At 68.3% G+C, this 19101-nt stretch carries 19 protein-coding genes; 9 read left to right on the top strand and 10 right to left on the bottom strand.

Annotated elements, in window-relative coordinates; translation table 11 throughout:
• The first annotated feature begins 112 nt into the window (after window positions 1-112).
• Window positions 113-1924, top strand: a complete 1812-nt coding sequence (locus AC2YG9_RS15450) for a DUF885 domain-containing protein (RefSeq protein WP_487298872.1) — start codon at window positions 113-115, stop codon at window positions 1922-1924.
• On the opposite strand, the gene AC2YG9_RS15455 is transcribed toward AC2YG9_RS15450, so the two are convergent.
• A complete protein-coding gene (locus tag AC2YG9_RS15455) occupies window positions 1921-4056 on the bottom strand; it encodes a malate synthase G (RefSeq protein ID WP_487298873.1) in 2136 nt (711 codons plus the stop codon). The genes AC2YG9_RS15450 and AC2YG9_RS15455 overlap by 4 nt on opposite strands.
• Window positions 4057-4169: 113 nt before the next feature.
• Here AC2YG9_RS15455 and AC2YG9_RS15460 point away from each other — a divergent pair, with 113 nt between their 5' ends.
• Window positions 4170-4451 carry a hypothetical protein gene (locus AC2YG9_RS15460; protein WP_487298874.1) on the top strand — a complete coding sequence of 94 codons (282 nt, stop codon included), beginning with the start codon at window positions 4170-4172 and terminating at the stop codon, window positions 4449-4451.
• 6 nt (window positions 4452-4457) lie between these two features.
• Here AC2YG9_RS15460 and AC2YG9_RS15465 read toward each other — a convergent pair whose 3' ends face one another.
• From AC2YG9_RS15465 to AC2YG9_RS15475, 3 genes are all read right to left on the bottom strand, one after another.
• Window positions 4458-5642: a JmjC domain-containing protein gene (locus tag AC2YG9_RS15465; protein WP_487298875.1), complete on the bottom strand. Its 1185-nt coding sequence runs from the start codon at window positions 5640-5642 to the stop codon at window positions 4458-4460.
• Between the two features lie 111 nt (window positions 5643-5753).
• Window positions 5754-6452 (bottom strand): TorF family putative porin, encoded by a 699-nt coding sequence (locus tag AC2YG9_RS15470; RefSeq protein WP_487298876.1) that lies wholly within the window; start codon window positions 6450-6452, stop codon window positions 5754-5756.
• Window positions 6453-6724: 272 nt separating this feature from the next.
• Window positions 6725-7528 carry an SDR family NAD(P)-dependent oxidoreductase gene (locus AC2YG9_RS15475; RefSeq protein ID WP_487298877.1) on the bottom strand — a complete coding sequence of 268 codons (804 nt, stop codon included), beginning with the start codon at window positions 7526-7528 and terminating at the stop codon, window positions 6725-6727.
• A gap of 104 nt (window positions 7529-7632) precedes the next feature.
• Between AC2YG9_RS15475 and queF the strand changes: the two genes are divergently transcribed.
• Window positions 7633-8088, top strand: coding sequence for a preQ(1) synthase (gene queF, locus AC2YG9_RS15480; RefSeq protein ID WP_487298878.1), 456 nt, complete (start codon window positions 7633-7635; stop codon window positions 8086-8088).
• 28 nt (window positions 8089-8116) lie between these two features.
• On the opposite strand, the gene AC2YG9_RS15485 is transcribed toward queF, so the two are convergent.
• The 3 genes from AC2YG9_RS15485 to AC2YG9_RS15495 all read right to left on the bottom strand — a co-directional run bounded on the left by AC2YG9_RS15485 (window position 8117) and on the right by AC2YG9_RS15495 (window position 10179).
• Window positions 8117-8881: a hypothetical protein gene (locus AC2YG9_RS15485; RefSeq protein WP_487298879.1), complete on the bottom strand. Its 765-nt coding sequence runs from the start codon at window positions 8879-8881 to the stop codon at window positions 8117-8119.
• 78 nt (window positions 8882-8959) lie between these two features.
• Window positions 8960-9580: a nitroreductase family protein gene (locus AC2YG9_RS15490; protein WP_487298880.1), complete on the bottom strand. Its 621-nt coding sequence runs from the start codon at window positions 9578-9580 to the stop codon at window positions 8960-8962.
• Between the two features lie 8 nt (window positions 9581-9588).
• Window positions 9589-10179 (bottom strand): hypothetical protein, encoded by a 591-nt coding sequence (locus AC2YG9_RS15495; RefSeq protein ID WP_487298881.1) that lies wholly within the window; start codon window positions 10177-10179, stop codon window positions 9589-9591.
• Window positions 10180-10252: 73 nt separating this feature from the next.
• Between AC2YG9_RS15495 and AC2YG9_RS15500 the strand changes: the two genes are divergently transcribed.
• The 5 genes from AC2YG9_RS15500 (at window position 10253) to AC2YG9_RS15520 (ending at window position 14134) form a co-directional block, all read left to right on the top strand.
• Window positions 10253-10858: an NUDIX domain-containing protein gene (locus AC2YG9_RS15500; RefSeq protein ID WP_487298882.1), complete on the top strand. Its 606-nt coding sequence runs from the start codon at window positions 10253-10255 to the stop codon at window positions 10856-10858.
• A gap of 24 nt (window positions 10859-10882) precedes the next feature.
• The gene (gene cysE / locus AC2YG9_RS15505; RefSeq protein WP_487298883.1) at window positions 10883-11713 is read left to right on the top strand and encodes a serine O-acetyltransferase; all 831 of its coding nucleotides are present in this window, start codon (window positions 10883-10885) and stop codon (window positions 11711-11713) included.
• Window positions 11714-11786: 73 nt separating this feature from the next.
• Window positions 11787-11990 carry a DUF3126 family protein gene (locus tag AC2YG9_RS15510; RefSeq protein ID WP_487298884.1) on the top strand — a complete coding sequence of 68 codons (204 nt, stop codon included), beginning with the start codon at window positions 11787-11789 and terminating at the stop codon, window positions 11988-11990.
• Between the two features lie 6 nt (window positions 11991-11996).
• Complete coding sequence (locus tag AC2YG9_RS15515) at window positions 11997-12452, top strand: thiol-disulfide oxidoreductase DCC family protein (RefSeq protein WP_487298885.1); 456 nt, start codon at window positions 11997-11999, stop codon at window positions 12450-12452.
• Window positions 12449-14134 carry a saccharopine dehydrogenase family protein gene (locus AC2YG9_RS15520; protein ID WP_487298886.1) on the top strand — a complete coding sequence of 562 codons (1686 nt, stop codon included), beginning with the start codon at window positions 12449-12451 and terminating at the stop codon, window positions 14132-14134. Before AC2YG9_RS15515 ends, AC2YG9_RS15520 begins: the two co-directional genes overlap by 4 nt.
• On the opposite strand, the gene AC2YG9_RS15525 is transcribed toward AC2YG9_RS15520, so the two are convergent.
• From AC2YG9_RS15525 to AC2YG9_RS15535, 3 genes are all read right to left on the bottom strand, one after another.
• Complete coding sequence (locus AC2YG9_RS15525) at window positions 14127-16136, bottom strand: OPT family oligopeptide transporter (RefSeq protein WP_487298887.1); 2010 nt, start codon at window positions 16134-16136, stop codon at window positions 14127-14129. The two genes, AC2YG9_RS15520 and AC2YG9_RS15525, sit on opposite strands and share 8 nt — an antisense overlap.
• A gap of 51 nt (window positions 16137-16187) precedes the next feature.
• Entirely contained in the window at window positions 16188-17372 is a 1185-nt protein-coding gene (locus AC2YG9_RS15530; protein WP_487298888.1) for an amidohydrolase family protein, read from the bottom strand.
• A 113-nt stretch (window positions 17373-17485) separates the two neighbouring features.
• Window positions 17486-18253, bottom strand: coding sequence for a PhoH family protein (locus AC2YG9_RS15535; RefSeq protein WP_487298889.1), 768 nt, complete (start codon window positions 18251-18253; stop codon window positions 17486-17488).
• Window positions 18254-18562: 309 nt separating this feature from the next.
• Here AC2YG9_RS15535 and AC2YG9_RS15540 point away from each other — a divergent pair, with 309 nt between their 5' ends.
• Window positions 18563-19093, top strand: a complete 531-nt coding sequence (locus AC2YG9_RS15540) for a gamma carbonic anhydrase family protein (RefSeq protein WP_487298890.1) — start codon at window positions 18563-18565, stop codon at window positions 19091-19093.
• Window positions 19094-19101 lie beyond the last annotated feature (8 nt).

Consider the following 19101-nt stretch of genomic DNA (forward strand, 5'->3'; position numbering starts at 1 on the left):
CCTTCGCCGCTTTGGATCAGGCGGTTCCGGCCCCGTCAATCGGGCGGCTTAACCCCGGCGGCGAACCGGCCTAGGGTCGCGTCCGGTTCAGGTGTTTCAAAGGGTCTTGAAGATGCGGCTTTCCCGGCGTGACTTCGGCATGGGGGTCAGCGCGGCCGCCCTTCTTCCCACCGCTGTGATGGCCCGCCAGACCGGCGACCTCGACGCCCAGCTGACCGTCTTCCTCGACAAGGCCTTCGAGGAAGAGCTGGCCATGGATCCGGAACAGCTGTCGCAGCTGGGGCGCAAGGAGCAGTACGACAAGCTGACCGACCGCTCCGAAGCGGCCGGCAAGAAGCGCCTCGACTGGCGGCGCGGCAGCGTCAAGGCGATGAAGCGGACGTTCGATCCCGCCAGGCTGGGCGAGGACGCCCGCACCTCCTTCGAGATGTGGTCGCTGGAGCTGGACCGCGCCGAGGAATACTGGCGCTGGCGCGACCACCGCTATGTCTTCGCCCGCGGCGGGGACCACACTGGCCTGCCGAATTTCATGATCAACATGCACCCGGTCGACACCGCGTCGGACGCTGAGGCCTATCTCGCCCGCGTCGCCGCCATCGGCGGGGTGCTGGACATTCAGCTCGACCAGGCCAGGCGCGCCGCCGCCAAGGGCGTGCGCATGCCGCGCTTTTCCTACGAGCAGGCCAGCCTGGACGTCCGCCGGGTGACCACCGGCGCGCCGTTCGACGAGGGCCCCGACAGCGCCCTGTTCGCCGACGCCAAGGCGAAGTTCCAGGCGCTGAAGACCAGGGGCGTGATCGGCGATGCGCAGGTCGCACAGCTGACCAAGGCTGTCGCCGACGCCATGACGGGCCGGATGAAGCCGGCCTACGACCGGCTCGGCGCCTGGCTGGCGGCGGATCGCGAGCAGTCGTCGGCCGACCCCAAGGGGGCCGGTTCGCTGCCGGACGGCGCCGCCTACTACAACGCCATGTTGCGGCTGCAGACCACGACCAGCATGACCGCTGACGAGATTCACCAGCTCGGACTGGACGAGGTCAAACGCATCCGCGCCGAGATGGAGACCCTCAAGGCGAAGATCGGCTTCAAGGGCGCGCTCGAAGAGTTCTTCGCCTATCTGAAGACCGACGATCGGTTTTATGTCTCGAACGACGACGCCGGCCGCGCCCGTTACCTCAAGCTGGCCGACGACTATCTGGCGGGCATGAAGGCCCGGCTGCCCGAACAGTTCGGCCGTCTGCCGCGCTCGCCGCTGGTGGTCAAACGGGTCGAGCCCTATCGCGAGGAGCCGGGCGGCGCGGCCCACTACAGTTCCGGATCGGTCGACGGCTCACGGCCCGGCGTCTTCTATGTCCATCTGTCGGATGTGCGCGCCACCCCGCTCTACGAGATCGAAGGCACCGCCTACCACGAGGGCTGGCCGGGCCATCACATGCAGATATCCATCGCCCAGGAGCTGACCGGCCTGCCGGTGTTCCGCACCCAGTACGGCTATGGCGCCTATGCCGAGGGCTGGGGGCTGTACGTCGAGCGGCTGGCCAAGGAGATGGACTTCTATCGTGACCCCTACAGCGACTTCGGGCGGCTGGGGCGCGAGATCTGGCGGGCCATCCGACTGGTGGTCGACACCGGCATCCACGCCAAGGGCTGGAGCGAGGCCCAGGCCACCGAATTCTACACCGCCAACAGCCCGCAACCGGCGGCCAAGATCAGGTCGGAGATCCGCCGCTACTTCGTCAGCCCGGGTCAGGCGACATCCTACAAGGTCGGCATGGTCAAGATCCTCAGCCTCCGCGATGAGGCGCGAACGGCCATGGGCCCGAAGTACGACCAGCGCACCTTCCACGACCTGGTCATCTCCGGCGGCTCCCTGCCGCTCGGCGTGCTGGAAACGCGGGTGAGGCGCTGGGTGGTTAAGGGCTAGGCCCTCGCCTTCCGCTCCCGACGGCGGCGATGCAGGACGTGTTCGGTATAGCCGTTCGGCTGGTCGCGGCCCGAGAACACCAGCTCCAGCGCCGCCTGCCAGGCCACGCCTTCCTCGTTGCCCGACAGCGGCTCATACAGGGGATCGCCGGCGTTCTGGCCGTCAACGACCTTGGCCATGCGGGCGAAGGTCTCGCGAACCTGCGCCTCGCTGCAGACGCCATGATGCAGCCAGTTGGCCAGGTGCTGGCTCGAAATCCGCAACGTCGCCCGGTCTTCCATCAGGCCCACGTCGTGGATGTCCGGCACCTTTGAGCAGCCCACACCCTGGTCGATCCAGCGCACGACATAGCCCAGCAGACCCTGGATGTTGTTGTCCAGTTCCTGCTGGATGTCGGCCTCGTTCCAGTTCGACTTCGCCAGCGGCGGCGTCAGCAGCGCGTCTGTCCCCGTCCGCGACGACAGGTCGATCCCGGCCCGCACGGCCGCCACATCGACCGCGTGATAGTGCAGCGCATGCAGGGTCGCGGCGGTCGGGGAGGGCACCCAGGCGGTGCTGGCCCCGGTCTTCGGATGCCCGACCTTGGCCTCCAGCATGGCCTTCATCATGTCGGGCGCGGCCCACATGCCCTTGCCGATCTGGGCCTTGCCGTCGAAACCGGTGGTCAGGCCGATCTCGACGTTGCGCTTCTCGTAGGACGCCAGCCAGGCCTCGCCCTTCATCGCCTCCTTGCGGATCATGGGCCCCGCTTCCATGGCGGTGTGAATCTCGTCGCCCGTGCGGTCGAGGAAGCCGGTGTTGATGAAGACAATGCGCTCGCGGGCGGCGTGGATACAGGCGGCCAGGTTGGCGCTGGTCCGCCGCTCCTCGTCCATCACCCCGATCTTGACGGTGTTGCGCGGCAGCCCGAGCACATCCTCGACATCGTCGAACAGCTGAACCGCCAGGGCGGCTTCGTCAGGGCCGTGCAGCTTGGGCTTGACCACATAGACCGAGCCCGCCGGGCTGTTGCGGCGCGCGCCCTTCAGGTCGTGCATCGCGCCGGTGACGGTGATCAGGGCGTCCAGCACGGTCTCGTAGACCGGCTGGCCCTCAAACAGCACCGCGTCGCTGGTCATGTGGTGGCCGACGTTGCGGACCAGCATCAGGCTGCGGCCGGGCAGGGTGAGGCCCGCCCCGTCCGCCGTGCTGTAGCGGCGGTCGTCCTCGAGCACCCGCGTCTCGGTGCGGCCGCCCTTGTCGAAGCTGGCGGCCAGGTCGCCCTTCATCAGGCCCAGCCAGTTGCGCCAGACCTGGACCTTCTCCTCGGCGTCGACGGCGGCGACGCTGTCCTCGCAGTCCTGGATGGCGGTCAGGGCCGACTCCATGACCACGTCGGCGACCCCGGCCGGGTCGTCCTTGCCGATGGCGTGGCCGCGATCGATGACGATCTCCAGATGCAGGCCGTTGTGGACCAGCAACACGCCCGACGGCGCCGCCGCCTCGCCGCGCCAGCCGACGAAGGCCCCCGTGGCGGCCAGGCCCGTGTCGCCCTCGTCGGTCGAGACGATCAGCCGGCCGTCCTCGACGCGATAGCTGGTCGCCGCCTTGTGCGAGCCCCTGGCCAGCGGGGCGACCCGATCCAGCAGATCGCGGGCATAGGCGATCACGCCGGCGCCGCGGACGGGGTCGTAGCCCCCGGCCTTGGTCGGAGGCTCCAGGGCGTCGGTGCCGTAGAGGGCGTCATAGAGGCTGCCCCAGCGGGCGTTGGCGGCGTTGAGGGCGTAGCGGGCGTTGGATACCGGCACGACCAGCTGCGGCCCGGCCAGTCGGGCGATCTCCGGATCGACGTTGGCGGTGGTGATCTCGAACGGCGCCGGCTCGGGGATCAGGTAGCCAATCGCGGTCAGGAAGGCGTGCTGTTCGGTCAGGTCGAAGGGCTTGCCCCTGTGATCCCGCCACCAGGCGTCGATCTGGGCCTGCAGGGAATCGCGGGTCGCCAGCAGGGCGGCGTTCCGGGGCGTGAACCGGGTCAGAATGTCTTCCAGACCGGCCCAGAAGGTCTCGGGCGACACGCCGGTTCCGGGCAGCAGCTCGGCCTCCACGAAGGCCTTCAGGGTGTCGTCGACGATGAGTTTGCTGGCAAGGGTCATGCACCGCTTTCACGCCAACTCGTCCGCGCCGTCAATCCGCCAGCGAGCGGCGCCTTGACCTCGCCACGGTGTGGTGGTTGCTTCCGCGCCCTTGACCCGTATGAGGCGTTCCCGTGCTTGTCCTGATTTCCGCCCTCGCCCTGCTGGCCGCCGATCCGGCGCCGGGCTCCACCGTGAGCCCGGTGGATGTGAACGCACCGCAGCGCACCAGCATTCCGGTCGGCGAGATAGGGGTGAAGGATCCCGACCGCCTGACCTGCAAGCGTGAGGCCGTCGTCGGCTCGCGCCGCAAGACCAAGATCTGCGACACCAAGGCCGGTTGGCAGAAGCGCGAAGACCAGGCCCAGCAGATCATGGACGGCGCCCGGACCACCGGCGACGCCAAGCCGCGCTAGGCGGACTCAGGCGCGCGGCCGGACCATCCCGATCGCCGTCAGCCGCTCCAGCAGCCGCCGCAGCGCCGCCTCGTCCGCCTGCGGATGCCAGGCGGCCATTTCCTGCAGAGTGAAGGCCGGGCGGCCCAGAATCCAGGCCATCGGCTTGTGCAGACCGTCCAGCGGCACAGGGCCCGCATGCTGGGTGCGCAGCATCCAGCCGTCGGCCGTGCGCACCACCTCGGCCGGGCGCGGGGCCGTTTCATAGGCCTCCAGCGGGCCGACGGCGGGTAGAGCGTACTCGCTGAGCTCGCCGAAAATCGACCCCTGCAGGTCGGCCACCTCGCCGACGGCCGCGTCGCTGGTGGCGATGGCCTTCAGCCTGTCGGCCAGCTCACCCAGTCGGGCTTTCAGTGCCGCGCCGCCATCCGCGCGCGGATCGGGCAGCCAGGCGCGGAAGGCGCTGTCCTTCATCGCCTCCTGCTCCAGCACCCGGAACAGGATGCGGGCCGTGCGCGGTTCGACCGAGAAGGTGACGTGCAGCGAAGCCTCGGAACTGGCCAAGGCGTCGTGGAACTGGCCGCGCGGGATGTACAGCAGGTCTCCCGGCCGCATGGTTACTTCCCGCAGCAGCCGGCCCTTCTGGCGATCCATCTGGGCCTGGACGTCGGGGTGATCGGGCGGCCCGACGAGGGGGTTGTCCGCCCGGCCCTCATAGATGCGCCAGACCTTCTCGCCCTCGGTGTGGAAGGCGAACACCTCATGGCTGTCGTAGTGGCTGTTGAAGGCCCGCTTGCCGCCGAACGAGCTGTAGACATTGGCGCTGGTCAGCCCCAGGAGGGCCGTCTCCAGAGTCCGCGCCACGGCCCGCAGTTCCGGCGTCATGGTCTCGACGGCGTTGGCCACCAGGCTGGCGCCCATCGACAGGAAGACCCGCACCTTGCGCGGGTTCACCCGCAGCTGCTGGCCATCCAGGGTGTTGATGCTGTCGCAGTAGTGCTCGGCGGCGATCCGCCGGCCCTCGATGTAGAGTTTCAGCCGGGGCTCGGTCCAGCTGGAGGACACCGACAGAATTTCGTTCCAGCGAGCCCAGGTCAGGATGTCCCGCCGCGCGCCCTCGGCGGCAGGGATATGGAGCGGCGCCTTGCCGTAGGCCTCGGAAAGGAACTGGTCCGGCGTGATCGGCGCAAGCAGGCGGGCGAAACTGTCCATGCCCCTCGATAGCTTCCGGCCCCCAAAAGGAAAAGGCCGCCGCGACCTGTAGAGGTTGCGGCGGCCCGTCCTGGCCGATCCGGGGAGGAGCGGACCGGTCTGTCGTCTGCTCTAGGGCAGGGTGGTCTTCAGCGTCAGGACGACCTTCTCACCACAGAAGGTGGCGCAGTTCAGGTCGCTGTCGTGGTAGCGCAGGTCGAGCGCCAATTTTTCGAAGGGGGCCCAGCCCACGCCGAAGTTCCAGGTGCTGTAGTCGGTGCCGAGGTCGATGACCTGCTTGCCGACGGCGCCGCCGATCGACCACTTGTCGTTGATCGCCCAGCTGCCGTTCAGTTCGCCGTACAGGGCCTCGCCGGTGTTGCCGAAGAATTCCGGCGAGTAGTACCAGGCGGTGCCGATGGTGGCCGGACCGACCGGAACCGAGCCGGCGACCTTGAATTCGGCGAACTCGTAGTTCGAGGCCGAGGAGTCGCCGATGTAGGCGTAGTAGATGGCCGCGATGTCGAGGGTCACCGGGCCCAGTTCCGGCTTCACGCCGACGTAGAGGTCCAGCTCGGCGTCGGTGTCGTCGCCGAAGTCGACGTTCGACAGCCACACGCCGCCGTACAGCGCGCCGCTGGAGACGTCTGCGCCGCCGAAGATCTGCGGGCCGTCCGTCTGGCTGACGCCACGGAACACGTAGTCGCTCGCCACACCGGCGTTGTAGCTGAACGAGAACTCGTCAGCCGCCGCTTCGTCCTGCGCGAAGGCCGCGCCACCGAGGGCCAGGGAGGCGGCAGCGCCGACCAGGGCCAGTTTCCAGAATTTCATTGTCTATCCCCTTATGTTTGGCGCGAGGTGCGCCGTAGCGCCCGAGCGTCGCCCCCGTCTCTTCGATCGGAAGTCCCGCTCAAGATGGGCGAAGGGTTCCCGGGCGGCTAACCTCGGCAGCGGCTATCAGTGCGCACTGTCGCAGCCTGTCGCCCAATTGAGCGACACCCGGGCCCATCGCCTAACTTTTAGGCAGCGGGGCTTGTGCCACGACTCGATTTGACGGGCCATTAAGGATGTGTCCCGCCGGCATAAAGGCCTGATGCGTGGCTTCAGCGCATCGAAAGCGAGGCGAATCCCAGGTGGGTGCCGGCGTCGACCAGCAGGGTCTCGCCGGTGACGTGCCGCGAGGCGGGGGAGGCGAGGAACACCGTCGAGGCGGCGATGTCCTCGGCGGTCGAGGCGGCCTGCAGCGGGGTGGACTTGATGACGCCCTGGCGCATGCGCTCGACCGTGTCGTCGGGCATCGACTTGCCGAACCAGGGCGTGTCGATGAAGCCGGGGCAGACGGCGTTGACGCGGATCTTCGGGGCCAGCGCTCTCGCAAGCGACAGGGTCATGGTCGTCATCGCCCCCTTGGAGGCGGCGTAGGCCACTGAGCTGCCGATGCCGGTGACCGCCGCGATGGAGCTGGTGTTGACCACCGCGCCGGGCTGCGGGGCCGCTTCCAGCAGGCTGCGGGCGGCCCGCACCATCTGGAAGGCGCCGACGACGTTGACCGAATAGAGCCGGGTGAAGTCCTCGGCCTGCAGGGCGTCCAGATCGCTGTGGTTGGGGGCGAACTTGGTCATGCCGGCGTTGTTGAACAGGGCGTCGATCTTCCCGAATTGTGCGGCGTGGGCGACGATTGCCTTGCAGGCCGCGTCGTCGGCGACATCGCCCTGGGCCAGGATGCCTTGCGCGCCCAGCGCCTCGACCTGGCTCACCGTCTCGGCCGCCTCGTCCTTGCTGGAGGCGTAGTTGACGATCACCGCCCGGGCGCCCCGGTCGGCCACTTCCACGGCGATGGCCCGGCCGAGTCCGGTCGAACCGCCCGTCACCACCACCACGAAACCGTCGAAATCCTTGCCCGCCATGTCCGCTCTCCCAACGATTGTTTGAGGTGGGTTGATAGCGCGGCGAAACGGCCTTGTCCGCCCCCAGTCTTGTTACCGTTTCACGCGGGGTCTAAATCGCCGGGATGCAAGAGACCCACCTGACCCAGCTCGGCCAGCAGACGGAGACGCCCAAACGTCCCGAGGACGCTGTCCTGGAGCGCGTGCCCAACCCGCAGGCCGGCGTCACCTATCTGACCCGCTTCGTGGCCCCGGAGTTCACCTCCCTGTGCCCGGTCACCGGCCAGCCCGACTTCGCCCACCTGGTCATCGACTATGTGCCCGGCGACTGGCTGATCGAGAGCAAGTCGCTGAAGCTCTACCTGGCCAGCTTCCGCAACCACGGCGCCTTCCACGAGGACTGCACCGTCGCCATCGGCCGCCGCTTCTTCGAGACCGCCGAAGCGAAGTGGCTGCGCATCGGCGGCTACTGGTATCCGCGCGGCGGCATTCCGATCGACGTCTTCTGGCAGAGCGGCGCCCCGCCCGAAGGCCTGTGGCTGCCCGACCAGGGCGTCGCCCCTTATCGCGGGCGCGGCTGAATTCAGCCCCTTGGTCGGTTGAACAGGCCTAGCGGACCTGCACCTGGCTGGGGAAGCAGCGGCCGACGGGGCCGGGCGTTTCGCTGTCCTGGAAGATCTCCTCCCGGCCCGGCGAGCACCAGTTCTGGCGTTGCACCGAGACGGTCCAGCTGAAGCGCTTGCCTTCGACCGGACCGCCGTCGGCGCTCATCACCTTGGCCCGGGCCATGGCGTCGCGGGCGGCGGCCTGGAACTTGGCCGGAGCTCCGCCGCCGGTCGGGGTGCAGGTCAGCCGGCCGCTGGCGCGGGCGACGCAGTCGAAGTCGGCGGTGAGGGTTTCGTACTTGTCCTGGCCGGACATCGACCACTTGGTCATGGTCGGGAAGCGCGCCCAGTGCAGGCCGGGGCCGGGCTGGAAGCTGGGCGGCAGGTCGGCGGCGCCCCAGGTCCCGAATTTCAGCCGGAAGCCGAAGGTGCGGCCGGTCGGATCGCCGCCGTCGACGGCCTCGACCTTGGCCCGGCTCATCACGGTCAGGGCGGCGGCGCCGAACTGGCCTTCGGAAGGGGTTTCGCTGACCACCCGGCAGTCGAGGACGCCGGTGTCGTTCCTGGCCGCACAGGCCACATCGACCACGCCGCGGTCGATCTGCAGCGCCCGGGCGCGCACCGGGAAGTGGCGGGCCATGTCGACCACCGTCGGCGGCTTTTTCCACTTCAGGCCGACCTTGTCGTAGGTCGGCAGCGGCTGGGACGCGGCGGCCGGCAGGCAGAAGGCCAGGGCGATGAGCGGCGCGGCGATGGCGAGGAGGCGCATGACGGAATCCTGAAAGTTGCCGTGGAAAGCTAGCGGCGGCCGGACCAGCCCGCCAGTTAAACCGCTGTCATGCGCCCATCAGCTGGCGGGGGGTGACCAGACGCTGGTCAGGGCCGACGCCTCGGGCCGCACCCGTTCGGCCGGGGCCTCGGATGGCGTGCCGATGAAGACATAACCCGCGACCTTTTCGGCCGGCGTCAGGCCGAGCAGGGCCTTGGCCTCGTCGTCATAGGCGTACCAGTCGGTGATCCAGTTGGCGCCGTAGCCCATGGCTGAGGCGGCGTGCAGCAGGTCCGTGCAGACCGCGCCGGCCGACAGCAGCTGTTCCCACTCCGGAATCTCGCCGGGCCTGGGGCTGGAAACGACGGCGACGCCCATCGGCGGGGCCTTCAGCTTGCCGAGCTTGGCGGTCAGCTTGACGGCGTCCACGCGGGACGCGGCGATGGCCTCGAGGCCGGCGGCGTAGGCGGCCTTGCCCTCGCCGGTCAGGACGATGAACCGCCAGGGGGCCAGCTTGCCGTGATCCGGGACCCTGGCGGCGAGGCGCAGCAGGTCGGCCAGCTCGGCGTCGGTCGGGCCCGGCGCGGCCAGGGACAGGGCCGAGGCCGAGCGCCGGCGGGCCAGGAAGTCCAGCACGGGCTGGGAGGGAGAAAGAGGAAGGCTTTCGCCGAACGCGGGGGAGGGGGGAACGGTGGTCACAGTGTGGGTCAGACGTCCTGGCGCATGGGGTCAGCCGACTCGTCCATCTGGCGCAGATGGATACGCTCGTCCTTGGTCAGGATGCGATAGCTCGATTCCAGGCCGGGATCGCGCACGCCGTCGATGGTCACGACCGTGGTCAGCTCGCCGGTCTCCTGGTCGCGGAAGTAGCTTTCGCAGACCTGCTTGCCTTCGTATTCGGCCAGGGCGTCCTGGAACATCGCGCTGATCGCCAGGGACTGCTCGGTCGGCGCCGCCGCGCCGTCGGCCAGCACCCGGACCTTCAGGTTGGCGACGGAGTAGGTGCTGCACAGGGCGCCGTCCTCGATGGTGGCGGTCTCCTGCATGACCACTTCGTAGTCGGGCTCGAAGCTGATGCGGAAACGGTAGGTGTGCAGCACCTGGTCCTGCGGCAGCAGTTCCAGGAAGCCGACGTCCTCGCAGCTGTCGTCGCGGTCGCGCCAGCCGCCGCACAGCGGATCGCCGCTCAGAGCCAGGCTGCGCAGGGCCTCGCGGTCGAGCGGCGCCTCGCCGGCGAGGGCGGCCGGGGCGACCGACAGGGCCGCGATGGCGCAGGCGCTCAGCAGGATGGTCTTCATCGGTTCGTCCTTCCCGTCGCGGACTTTGAAAGGGATAAGACCCCCGTCCGGTCGACGCAACGTCAGAGGAACCATGTCACAGGCGCGAAACTGGCTCAAACCGCATGGCGCCGCCTGGGTGCGCACCGCCGAGCGGCCGATCTACGACAATCCCTGGCTGTCGCTGACCGAGTACGACGCCATCGCCCCGACCGGCGCCCCGGCCCTCTATGGCCTCGTGCACATGAAGCAGTTCGGCATTGCCGTCCTGCCGCTGCACGACGACGGCACGGTCACCCTGGTTGGCCAGAACCGCTTCGCCATGGGCTACAGCTGGGAAATCCCTGAAGGCGGCGGGGCGCTGGACGTCGACCCGCTGGACAGCGCCATGCGGGAGCTGCGCGAGGAGACGGGCCTGGTCGGCGCCGACTGGCGGCTGATCCTGAAGATGCAGCTGTCCAATTCCCTGACCGACGAGCGGGCCTTCGGGTTCCTGGCGACAGGCCTGACCAGCGTCGGCGACGATCCCGACGACACCGAGGACCTCGCCGTCGTTCGCGTGCCGTTTCCCGAGGCGCTGGCCGCCGCCACGGCCGGTGAAATCGAGGACGCGTTAACAGTGGCAATGCTGCTGCGGGCTTACCATATGGCGTCAAAGGGCGAGCTGGAGGGCGACCTTGCGCGTTTCGTGCTAGGTTGAAGCCAGGACTGAGGGAGGCCGGTGATGGCCAAGCATCTTGAAGTGGTCGAACCGACCGTCGCGCCGCCCGTCTGGGCGTCCCTGCGCAATGAGGCCGAGCGCGCCTCGAAGGACGAGCCGGCCCTCGCCAGTCTCCTCAACTCCGTCATCCTGGCGCACGACCGCCTGGCCGACGCCCTGAGCTTCCAGCTGGCCCGCAAGATCGCCGACCAGGAACTGCGGGCCATGAGCGCCCGCGAGTTCGCCCAGGAGGCCTATGAGGCCGACCCCTCGATCATCGCCGCCGCCGAACTGGACCTGAAGGCCGTCTTCGAGCGCGACCCGGCCTGCAAGGGCTACGTCCAGCCCTTCCTGTTCTTCAAGGGCTTCATGGCCCTGCAGACCCACCGGGTCTCCCACTGGATGTGGACCCACGGCCGCGAGACCCTTGCCCACTACCTGCAGAGCCGGGCCAGCGAGATCTTCCAGGTCGACATCCACCCGGCCGCCAAGGTCGGGTCGGGCATCTTCCTCGACCACGGCACGGGCATCGTCATCGGCGAGACCGCTGTCATCGGCGACGATGTCTCCATGCTGCACGGGGTGACCCTGGGCGGCACCGGGGCCGAGCGCGGCGATCGCCACCCCAAGATCGGCAAGGGCGTCCTGCTGGGCGCCGGGGCCAAGGTGCTGGGCAACATCCACATCGGCGACTACGCCAAGGTGGCGTCCGGTTCGGTGGTGCTGAAGCCGGTCCCGCCCGGCTGCACGGCTGCCGGCGTTCCCGCGCGTCTGGTCAACTGCCCGACCTGCGAGGAACCGGCCCGGACGATGGATCACACGCTCGCGGACATCGTCTACGACTACGTGATCTGACTTTGGGCTTGCGCGGCGGCCGTTCGCGGCTAGTTTCCGGCCAAATTTCAGTACTCTGCATCGGAGCCCGCCCGTGGACGACGTCGCCATCAAGAAAGTCGAAGCCCACCTCAAGCGGACCTTCGGCAACCCGCACGTGGCGGTGAAGGCCCGCAAGCAGAAGGATTCGGCCGAGGTCGAGCTGAAGGGCGAGTTCATCGGCGTCATCTACGAAGACGAGGATGAGGCCGGCTCCTACATGTTCGAAATGGCGATCCTGGCGGAAGACCTGGACTAGCCTCAGGTGATCCCGCGCGAGGCCCACAGCTATCGCCGGGACCCCGCCGTGCCGTCGTTTCCGGACGACAAGCCGATCATCGTCTTCGACGGCCACTGCGTTTTCTGCAGCTCGGGCATGCGCGCCATCCTGGCGCTCGACAAAGCGGGCCAGTTCCGCCTGCTGCCGGCCCAGACGCCGCTGGGCGAGGCGCTCTACCGCCATTACGGCCTCGACCCGACCGACTACGAGAGCAACATCCTGATCGAGGACGGCCTCGCCCGCTTCAAGGCCGATGGCTCCATTCGAATGGCTGAACGCCTCGGCTGGCCGTGGAGGATCGCCGCCATCGGCCGCCTGCTGCCGGGGTCCTGGGCCGACGGCCTCTACAACCTGGTGGCCCGCAACCGCATGAAGCTCTTCGGCCGCAGCACCGTCTGTTACCGGCCCGATCCCGCCTATGCCGACCGGGTGCTGGGATGAGGGTCCTCATCGTCGGCGGCTATGGCGTCTTCGGAGCCCGGCTTGCCCGCCTGCTGGCCCACGAGCCGCGCCTGCGCCTGCTGATCGCCGGCCGCTCGGCCGACAAGGCCGGCGCCTTCTGCGCCCGCTGGGCCCAGGCCGGCGGCGCCGTCCTTGAACCGGCTGTGTTCGACCGCGACGGCGACACGGTTCAGCAGCTGGCGGCCCAGGCCCCCGACCTGGTGGTTGACTGCAGCGGCCCGTTCCAGGGCTACGGCGAGGCGCCGTTCCGCCTGGTCGAGGCCTGCCTCTCGCAAGGTTGCGACTATCTCGACCTCGCCGACGCCACCGACTTCGTGCTCGGCGTCGAACGGTTCGATGGCCTGGCCAAGGACAAGGGCGCCTTCGCTCTCAGCGGGACCAGCACCTGTCCGGCCCTGACCTCGGCCGCCGTCGGTGCGATGACCGATGACTGGACGGCTGTCCACGAGATCAGCGCCGGCATCGCCCCGTCACCGCACGCCGACGTCGGTGTCAGCGTCCTGCAGGCGATCACCAGCTATGCCGGCAAACCCGTGCCGCTGCTGCGGGGCGGTCGGCCGGCGACGGGCAGGGGACTGGTCGAGGCGCGCAATGTCACCATCGCGCCGCCGGGGATGCTGCCACTCTACAGCACCCGGTTTTCACTGGTCGATGTGCCGGACCTGACCGCCCTGCCGAAGCTTTGGCCGAGCGTGCGCGACATCTGGCTGGGCGCGGGTCCCAGGCCCGAACTGCTGCACCGGATGCTCAATGCCCTGGCGCGGCTGGTCAGCTTCGGCATTCCGCTGCCGCTGGTGAAGCTGTCGGGCCTGTTCCATGCCGCCAAGACACAGCTGAAGTGGGGCGAAGACCGCGGGGGCATGTTCGTCCGTGTGGCAGGCCTCGACGGCGACGGAAAACCCGCCGCCCGCAGCTGGAACCTGATCGCCGAGGGCGACGACGGCCCCTTCATCCCCTCGATGGCGGCCGCCGCCATCATCCTGGGCCTGCTCGACGGCCGCCGCCCGCGCAGCGGGGCCCGCACCGCCGCCGGGGCGGTCACTCTGGCCGACTACCAGCGATTGTTCGACAGCAAGCGGATCGTCACCGGCATCCGCGACGAACAGCCGGCTTCCGCGCCCGTCTACCAGCAGGTCATGGCGGGCGCCTGGGCCGACCTGCCGCCGGCCATCCGCGCCATGCACGATCTGCCCGAGGGCGGCCGCATGGCGGCCGAGGGCCGCGTCGATGTCGACCGGGGCGGCAATCCCCTGGCCCAACTGATGGCCGCCGTCATCGGCTTTCCGGGCGCCCAGAAGGACGGCCGCGTCCGTGTCGACTTCCACCGCAAGGACGGCGTCGAGACCTGGACCCGCACCTTCGGCAACCAGAGTTTCACCAGCCGCCAGTTCGCCGGCCAGGGCCGCGCCGCCGCCCTGGCCGTCGAGGCCTTCGGCCCCATGGGCTGCGGCATGGCCCCGGTGCTGGATGGCCAGCGCCTGCTGCTCGTCCCGCGCCGCTGGACCGTCTTCGGCCTCGACCTGCCGGCCTGGCTCTTCCCCCGCATCGAGGCTTGGGAAGAGGTCGACGCCGACGGCCGCTTCCGCTTCCACGTCGACATCTCACACCCGCTGACCGGCCCGATCGTCCTCTATCGCGGCTGGCTGGTCCCGGTCAGCTGACCCGTCCGGCCTTGGCTCCCTGGCGGGCGCTGTAGGCATAGAGCGCCAGGGTCGCGATGACGAAGACGGCGAAGCCGATTACCATCGCCGGGCCTTCGAAGGCCTCGCCGACCAGGGCCATGGGGTCGGTCTTGCCGGAGTTGATCGTCGCGGCGATCACTGCTGCCAGGGCGACGTTGAACAGTCCCTCGCCGACGATCAGCCCGGACGCCAGCAGCACGCCCATGCGGCGCATGATGTCGCCTGCCGGCTTGCCGGCCGCCCAGCGGTCGTAGATTGAGCCGACCACCGCCCCGATGACGACGGTCGCCGTGGTGGTCATGGGCAGATAGATGCCGATGCCGACGGCTAGTGGCGGCATGCGCATCTTCTTGCTGGTCATGCGCATGACCTCGTCCACCGCCACGATGGCCAGGCCGATGAGCGCGCCGATACCGATCAGGCCCCAGTTCAGGTCACCGCCGAGAACCCCCTTGGCCAGAGTCGAGATCAGAGTCGCCTGTGGGGCGGGCAGGGCGTCCGGACCGGCGCCCGGCGTCGCTGCGAATCCGTAGGCGGTGTTCAGCACGTTGAGCACCGGGGGAATGACCACGGCCCCGGCCAGCACCCCGACCACCAGGGCCGCCTGTTGTTTCCACGGAGTCGCGCCGACCAGCTGGCCGGTCTTGAGGTCCTGGAGGTTGTCGTTGGCGATGGTGGCGATGGAGAAGACGACGGCGGTGGTGAACAGGGCAAAGGCGACCAGCACCGGCCCGGCGTCGGCGGGCAGGAAGGCCTTGGCCATGACCAACAGGAGCGAGGCGCCCAGCACCGCCAGGATCCCGACCCCCGACAGGGGGCTGTTGGAGGAGCCGATCAGCCCGGCCATGTAGCCGCAGATGGCGGCGACCAGGAAGCCGACGATGACGATGTAGACCAGGGCCGCGATCACCAGGACCCAGGCCCCCGAAGCGGCCATGCCGCTGGCCTGCAGGAAGCTGTAGAGCAGGTAGGCCAACGGCAGCAGCAGGGCGGCGCTGATCAGGCCGACAATGCCGATGGGGATGTCGCGCTCGGTGATGTCCAGGCTGGCGCTCTCGCCGGCGCGGCGCCTGGCCTGGGTCGCCAGGGCGCCCATCAGGCCGGTCCACAGCGGAGCGGCCAGGCGCGCCAGGGTCCACAGGGCGGCGACCCCGATGGCCCCGGCGCCCATGAAGCGCACCTGCTTGGCCCAGACGGTGGTTGCGATGTCGGCCATGTCGCCGCCCGGCTGGATCAGACCGCTGGTCAGGATCGGCGTCGCCACGCCCCAGGCGATGAACAGCCCGGCCAGCATGGCCAGGCCGACGGTCAAGCCCACCAGGTGGCCGGCGCCCAGCAGGGCCAGGGAGAAGGAGGTCCCCGCCGCGCCCGCGCCGGCCCCGACCTTGAAGAACTTGGTGAACTCGGTCGCCGCCAGCTTGGTCGCCGTCAGCGCCGCCACGGCGACCGAGGCGAGGGAAGCGACAATGACGACGGCCAGCCCGGCATTGCCCTCGGCGGCGGCCCCCTTGGCCGTCTCCCGCGAGCCGGAGCCGACCTTCAGAACCTCGGCGGCGGCGACGCCTTCGGGGTAGGGCAGGTCGGAATTGGTCACCAGGGCCCGCCGCAGCGGGATGGAATACATGACGCCCAGGGTCCCGCCGATGGCGCAGATCAGGAACGAGGTCCAGAACGGAAAACCCATCGTCCAGTGCCCGATCATCACCAGCCCAGGCAGCACGAAGATGATCGAGGACAGGGTGCCCGCCGAACTGGCCACCGTCTGGACGATGTTGTTTTCCCAGATGGTCGAGCTCCGGAACGCCCGCAGAACGGCCATCGAGATCACCGCCGCCGGGATCGACGAGGCGAAGGTCAGACCGACCTTGAGGCCGAGAAAGACGTTGGCCGCCGTGAAGGCGACGGTCAGCAGGATGCCGATGAACAGGCCGCGGATCGTCAGTTCGACCCGGCGGCCCTGGGCGGTGGTTTGATCAGTCACTTGGCGTCCCCGCTGATTTGGCGCGGAGAGTGGCCGCTAACGCCGGCTACCTCAAGCCCGCAAGGGCGTTGCGGTCAGGGGCCGGGTCATCCGGAACAGGCTCATGGCCGTCTTGCCCAGGATCTTCTGCGCATCCTCGACCCCGACCGCCGCGAAAACCGCATCGATGGCGCTGCGGCTGTAGCCGAAGGTGCTTTCCTGGTGGGGGTAGTCGGAGGACCACATCACCGTCTCGGCCCCGATCCGGTGCAGCATCTCGAGGCCAACGGGGTCGGTCATGAAGGTGGCGTAGCAGTGGTTGCGCCAGTACCAGCTGGGCGGGTGGTTCAGCTTCGGCGAGATCGAGGTCGGGAAGCTGTTGTAGATCATGTCGGCGTCATGGAGCATGCCGGGGATCCAGCTGAGGCCCCCCTCGACGAAGACGCACTTCAGGCCCGGGAAGCGGTCGAACACCGCGCCGAACACCAGCTGACCCCAGTTGTGGCGGAAGCCCTGCATCTGGGTAAGCACCGAGACGCCGACCGCCCCGGGCTCCGCCGTCGGGATGGCCTCGCCGATGTGGAAGGCGAGCGGCAGGCCGCTGGCCTCGACCGCCGTCCAGAAGGGATCCATGGCCCCGTGGTTGTAGTGGATGGTGCGGCCATTCTCGAACTTGCCGGGCTTGATCGGGATCATCAGGCAGGCGGCGCCGAGCTCAACGCAACGCTGGACCGATGCGGCGGCGGCCTCGGGGTCCCAGTAGTTGGGAATCATCACCGGATAGAGCCGTCCGCCTGACCCCGCGCAGACCTCGCCGATATGTTCGTTGTAGGCGCCGAACACCTCCTTGCGGTTGGTCAGCTCGCCGAACATCAAAAGGCCGAACAGGCGTTGCGGGAAGATCAGCTCGCGCGTCACCCCCTCGATGTCGAGGTCCCGGAAGCGCGTCTCCAGGTCGGTCAGGCCCGGATAGCACTCCATCTGTTCGCACAGGCCGGCGGCGATCTCGGGCGGGGTCATCGACTTGCCGGCGATGGAGAGGTCCCAGCCGCCGTCCTTGAAGACCATGCGCGGGGCCTGGTCCTTCAGGTCGTCGGGGAAGCGGTCGATCCAGCAGTCGGTCTCCAGCATGTGGCTGTCGGCCGAAACGATGATCGTCCCCTCGGGCCAGGCCTGGGCGCCGGCCTCTGGCTCGCGGCGGGCGGCAACGGGGATGCCGACCTGCTTTTCGATCTCCAGGATGAAGCCGTCCGGCATGGCGCATCTCCCGTGGCTCTTAGGGCCTTTGCCCGGAAGTAAGCGCTGCGTCCGGCGAGGTGACAAGCCGGACGCAGGGTAAGCTCACGAAATTTCTGTAACGCGTTTAAAAATCAGATGACCCCGAGCATCTCGGCCACCAGGGGGTGACGGACGATGTCGCGGTCGGCGAGGCGGACGACCGAGATATTGCCCACCGACTCCAGCTTTTCGGAGATGTCCGCCAGGCCCGAGAGGGTCGGCAGCAGGTCCGACTGGGCCGGATCGCCCGTCACCACCATCGTCGAATGCCAGCCGAGGCGCGTCAGCAGCATCTTCAACTGCACATAGGTGCAGTTCTGCGCCTCATCGATGACCACGAAGGCGTTGTTCAGCGTGCGGCCGCGCATGTAGCCGACCGGGGCGATCTCGATCAGGCCCTCGGCGATCAGCGCCTTGACCCGCTTCATGGAGAGGCGGTCCGACAGGGCGTCGTAAAGCGGGCGCAGATAGGGGGCGAGCTTGTCCTCGACGTCGCCAGGCAGATAGCCGATGGACTCGCCGGCCTCGACGGCCGGGCGGCTCAGCACGATGCGGCCGACCTTGCCGGCCTCCAGCGCCTCAACGGCCTTGGAAATGGCGATGTAGGTCTTGCCGGTGCCGGCCGGGCCCAGCGCCATGACCAGGTTTTTGCTGTCGATGGCCTCCATCAGGGCCTTCTGACCCTCGGACTTGGGTTTTATTGTCTTGAGGTACCCCTGGTCCCTGTCCTCCTGGCCATGCCCTCCGAGCGGCGACCAGCCGGATCCGACGGGAAGACGGCGGATCTTGCTGTCATCTCCGAATTGACCGGCATCAAAGGCGCCTTCGCGGGCAACGCGCTTGAGGGCTCGCTTGGTCATGAATCAGGCCTCCACAGGGGCAAGAAAAAAGGGCGTCGCCACAACGGCGCGCCCTCGGGTCGGCACAGGAATGATGGAGTCGCTTGCGCGGCCGGGTGGTCCGCTTTCACTGCAGTGTTCGGGCGGGGGATACCGCCAGGACTCGTAACGCGACACCCAGGTCTCCATCGTCGGAGCACGTGGCCGAGATCGGTCACGACAGGTTCGACAGAGCTTTGTTGGCCCCCTCGAATCGCCCGACTAGGATGAGGGTAACTTGGTTTATGAGCGGTTAAGCAAGCGCCTTCTGGCAATATACGGGGTGGACGGATGACTGTTTATGCTTTGGGCGATCGCCGTCCGACTCTGCCTGAAAACAGCGAATACTGGATCGCCCCCAGTGCTTCGGTCATGGGTGACGTGATCCTCAAGAAGAACGCCAGCGTCTGGTGGGGCGCCACATGCCGGGGCGACACCGACACCATCACTATCGGCGAGAATTCGAACGTCCAGGACGGCTCTGTTCTTCATGCCGACTTCGGCGTGCCGCTGAATATCGGCGCCAATGTCACGGTCGGCCATCTGGTCATGCTGCACGGCTGCACGATCGGCGACGGCAGCCTGATCGGCATCGGCTCGATTATCCTCAATGGCGCCAAGATCGGGCGGAATTGTCTCATCGGCGCCAACTGCCTGATCACCGAGGGCAAGGAGATCCCCGACAACAGCGTCGTCATGGGCGCGCCGGGCAAGGTGGTCCGCGACGTCAGCCCGGAACAGGCCCGCGTCCTCGAGGCCTCGGCTCACCATTACGTCGAGAACTGGAAACGCTACGTGCGGGAACTGACGCTCATCGATTGACGGACGTC

The organism is Caulobacter sp. SRI_014 (assembly GCF_057586315.1).

Coding starts and splice junctions, on each gene's coding strand:
- AC2YG9_RS15450 (WP_487298872.1), top strand. CDS start 113: ATGCGGCTTTCCCGGCGTGACTTCGGCATGGGGGTCAGCGCGGCCGCC.
- AC2YG9_RS15455 (WP_487298873.1), bottom strand. CDS start 4,056: ATGACCCTTGCCAGCAAACTCATCGTCGACGACACCCTGAAGGCCTTC.
- AC2YG9_RS15465 (WP_487298875.1), bottom strand. CDS start 5,642: ATGGACAGTTTCGCCCGCCTGCTTGCGCCGATCACGCCGGACCAGTTC.
- AC2YG9_RS15470 (WP_487298876.1), bottom strand. CDS start 6,452: ATGAAATTCTGGAAACTGGCCCTGGTCGGCGCTGCCGCCTCCCTGGCC.
- AC2YG9_RS15475 (WP_487298877.1), bottom strand. CDS start 7,528: ATGGCGGGCAAGGATTTCGACGGTTTCGTGGTGGTGGTGACGGGCGGT.
- queF (WP_487298878.1), top strand. CDS start 7,633: ATGCAAGAGACCCACCTGACCCAGCTCGGCCAGCAGACGGAGACGCCC.
- AC2YG9_RS15485 (WP_487298879.1), bottom strand. CDS start 8,881: ATGCGCCTCCTCGCCATCGCCGCGCCGCTCATCGCCCTGGCCTTCTGC.
- AC2YG9_RS15495 (WP_487298881.1), bottom strand. CDS start 10,179: ATGAAGACCATCCTGCTGAGCGCCTGCGCCATCGCGGCCCTGTCGGTC.
- AC2YG9_RS15500 (WP_487298882.1), top strand. CDS start 10,253: ATGTCACAGGCGCGAAACTGGCTCAAACCGCATGGCGCCGCCTGGGTG.
- cysE (WP_487298883.1), top strand. CDS start 10,883: ATGGCCAAGCATCTTGAAGTGGTCGAACCGACCGTCGCGCCGCCCGTC.
- AC2YG9_RS15520 (WP_487298886.1), top strand. CDS start 12,449: ATGAGGGTCCTCATCGTCGGCGGCTATGGCGTCTTCGGAGCCCGGCTT.
- AC2YG9_RS15530 (WP_487298888.1), bottom strand. CDS start 17,372: ATGCCGGACGGCTTCATCCTGGAGATCGAAAAGCAGGTCGGCATCCCC.
- AC2YG9_RS15535 (WP_487298889.1), bottom strand. CDS start 18,253: ATGACCAAGCGAGCCCTCAAGCGCGTTGCCCGCGAAGGCGCCTTTGAT.
- AC2YG9_RS15540 (WP_487298890.1), top strand. CDS start 18,563: ATGACTGTTTATGCTTTGGGCGATCGCCGTCCGACTCTGCCTGAAAAC.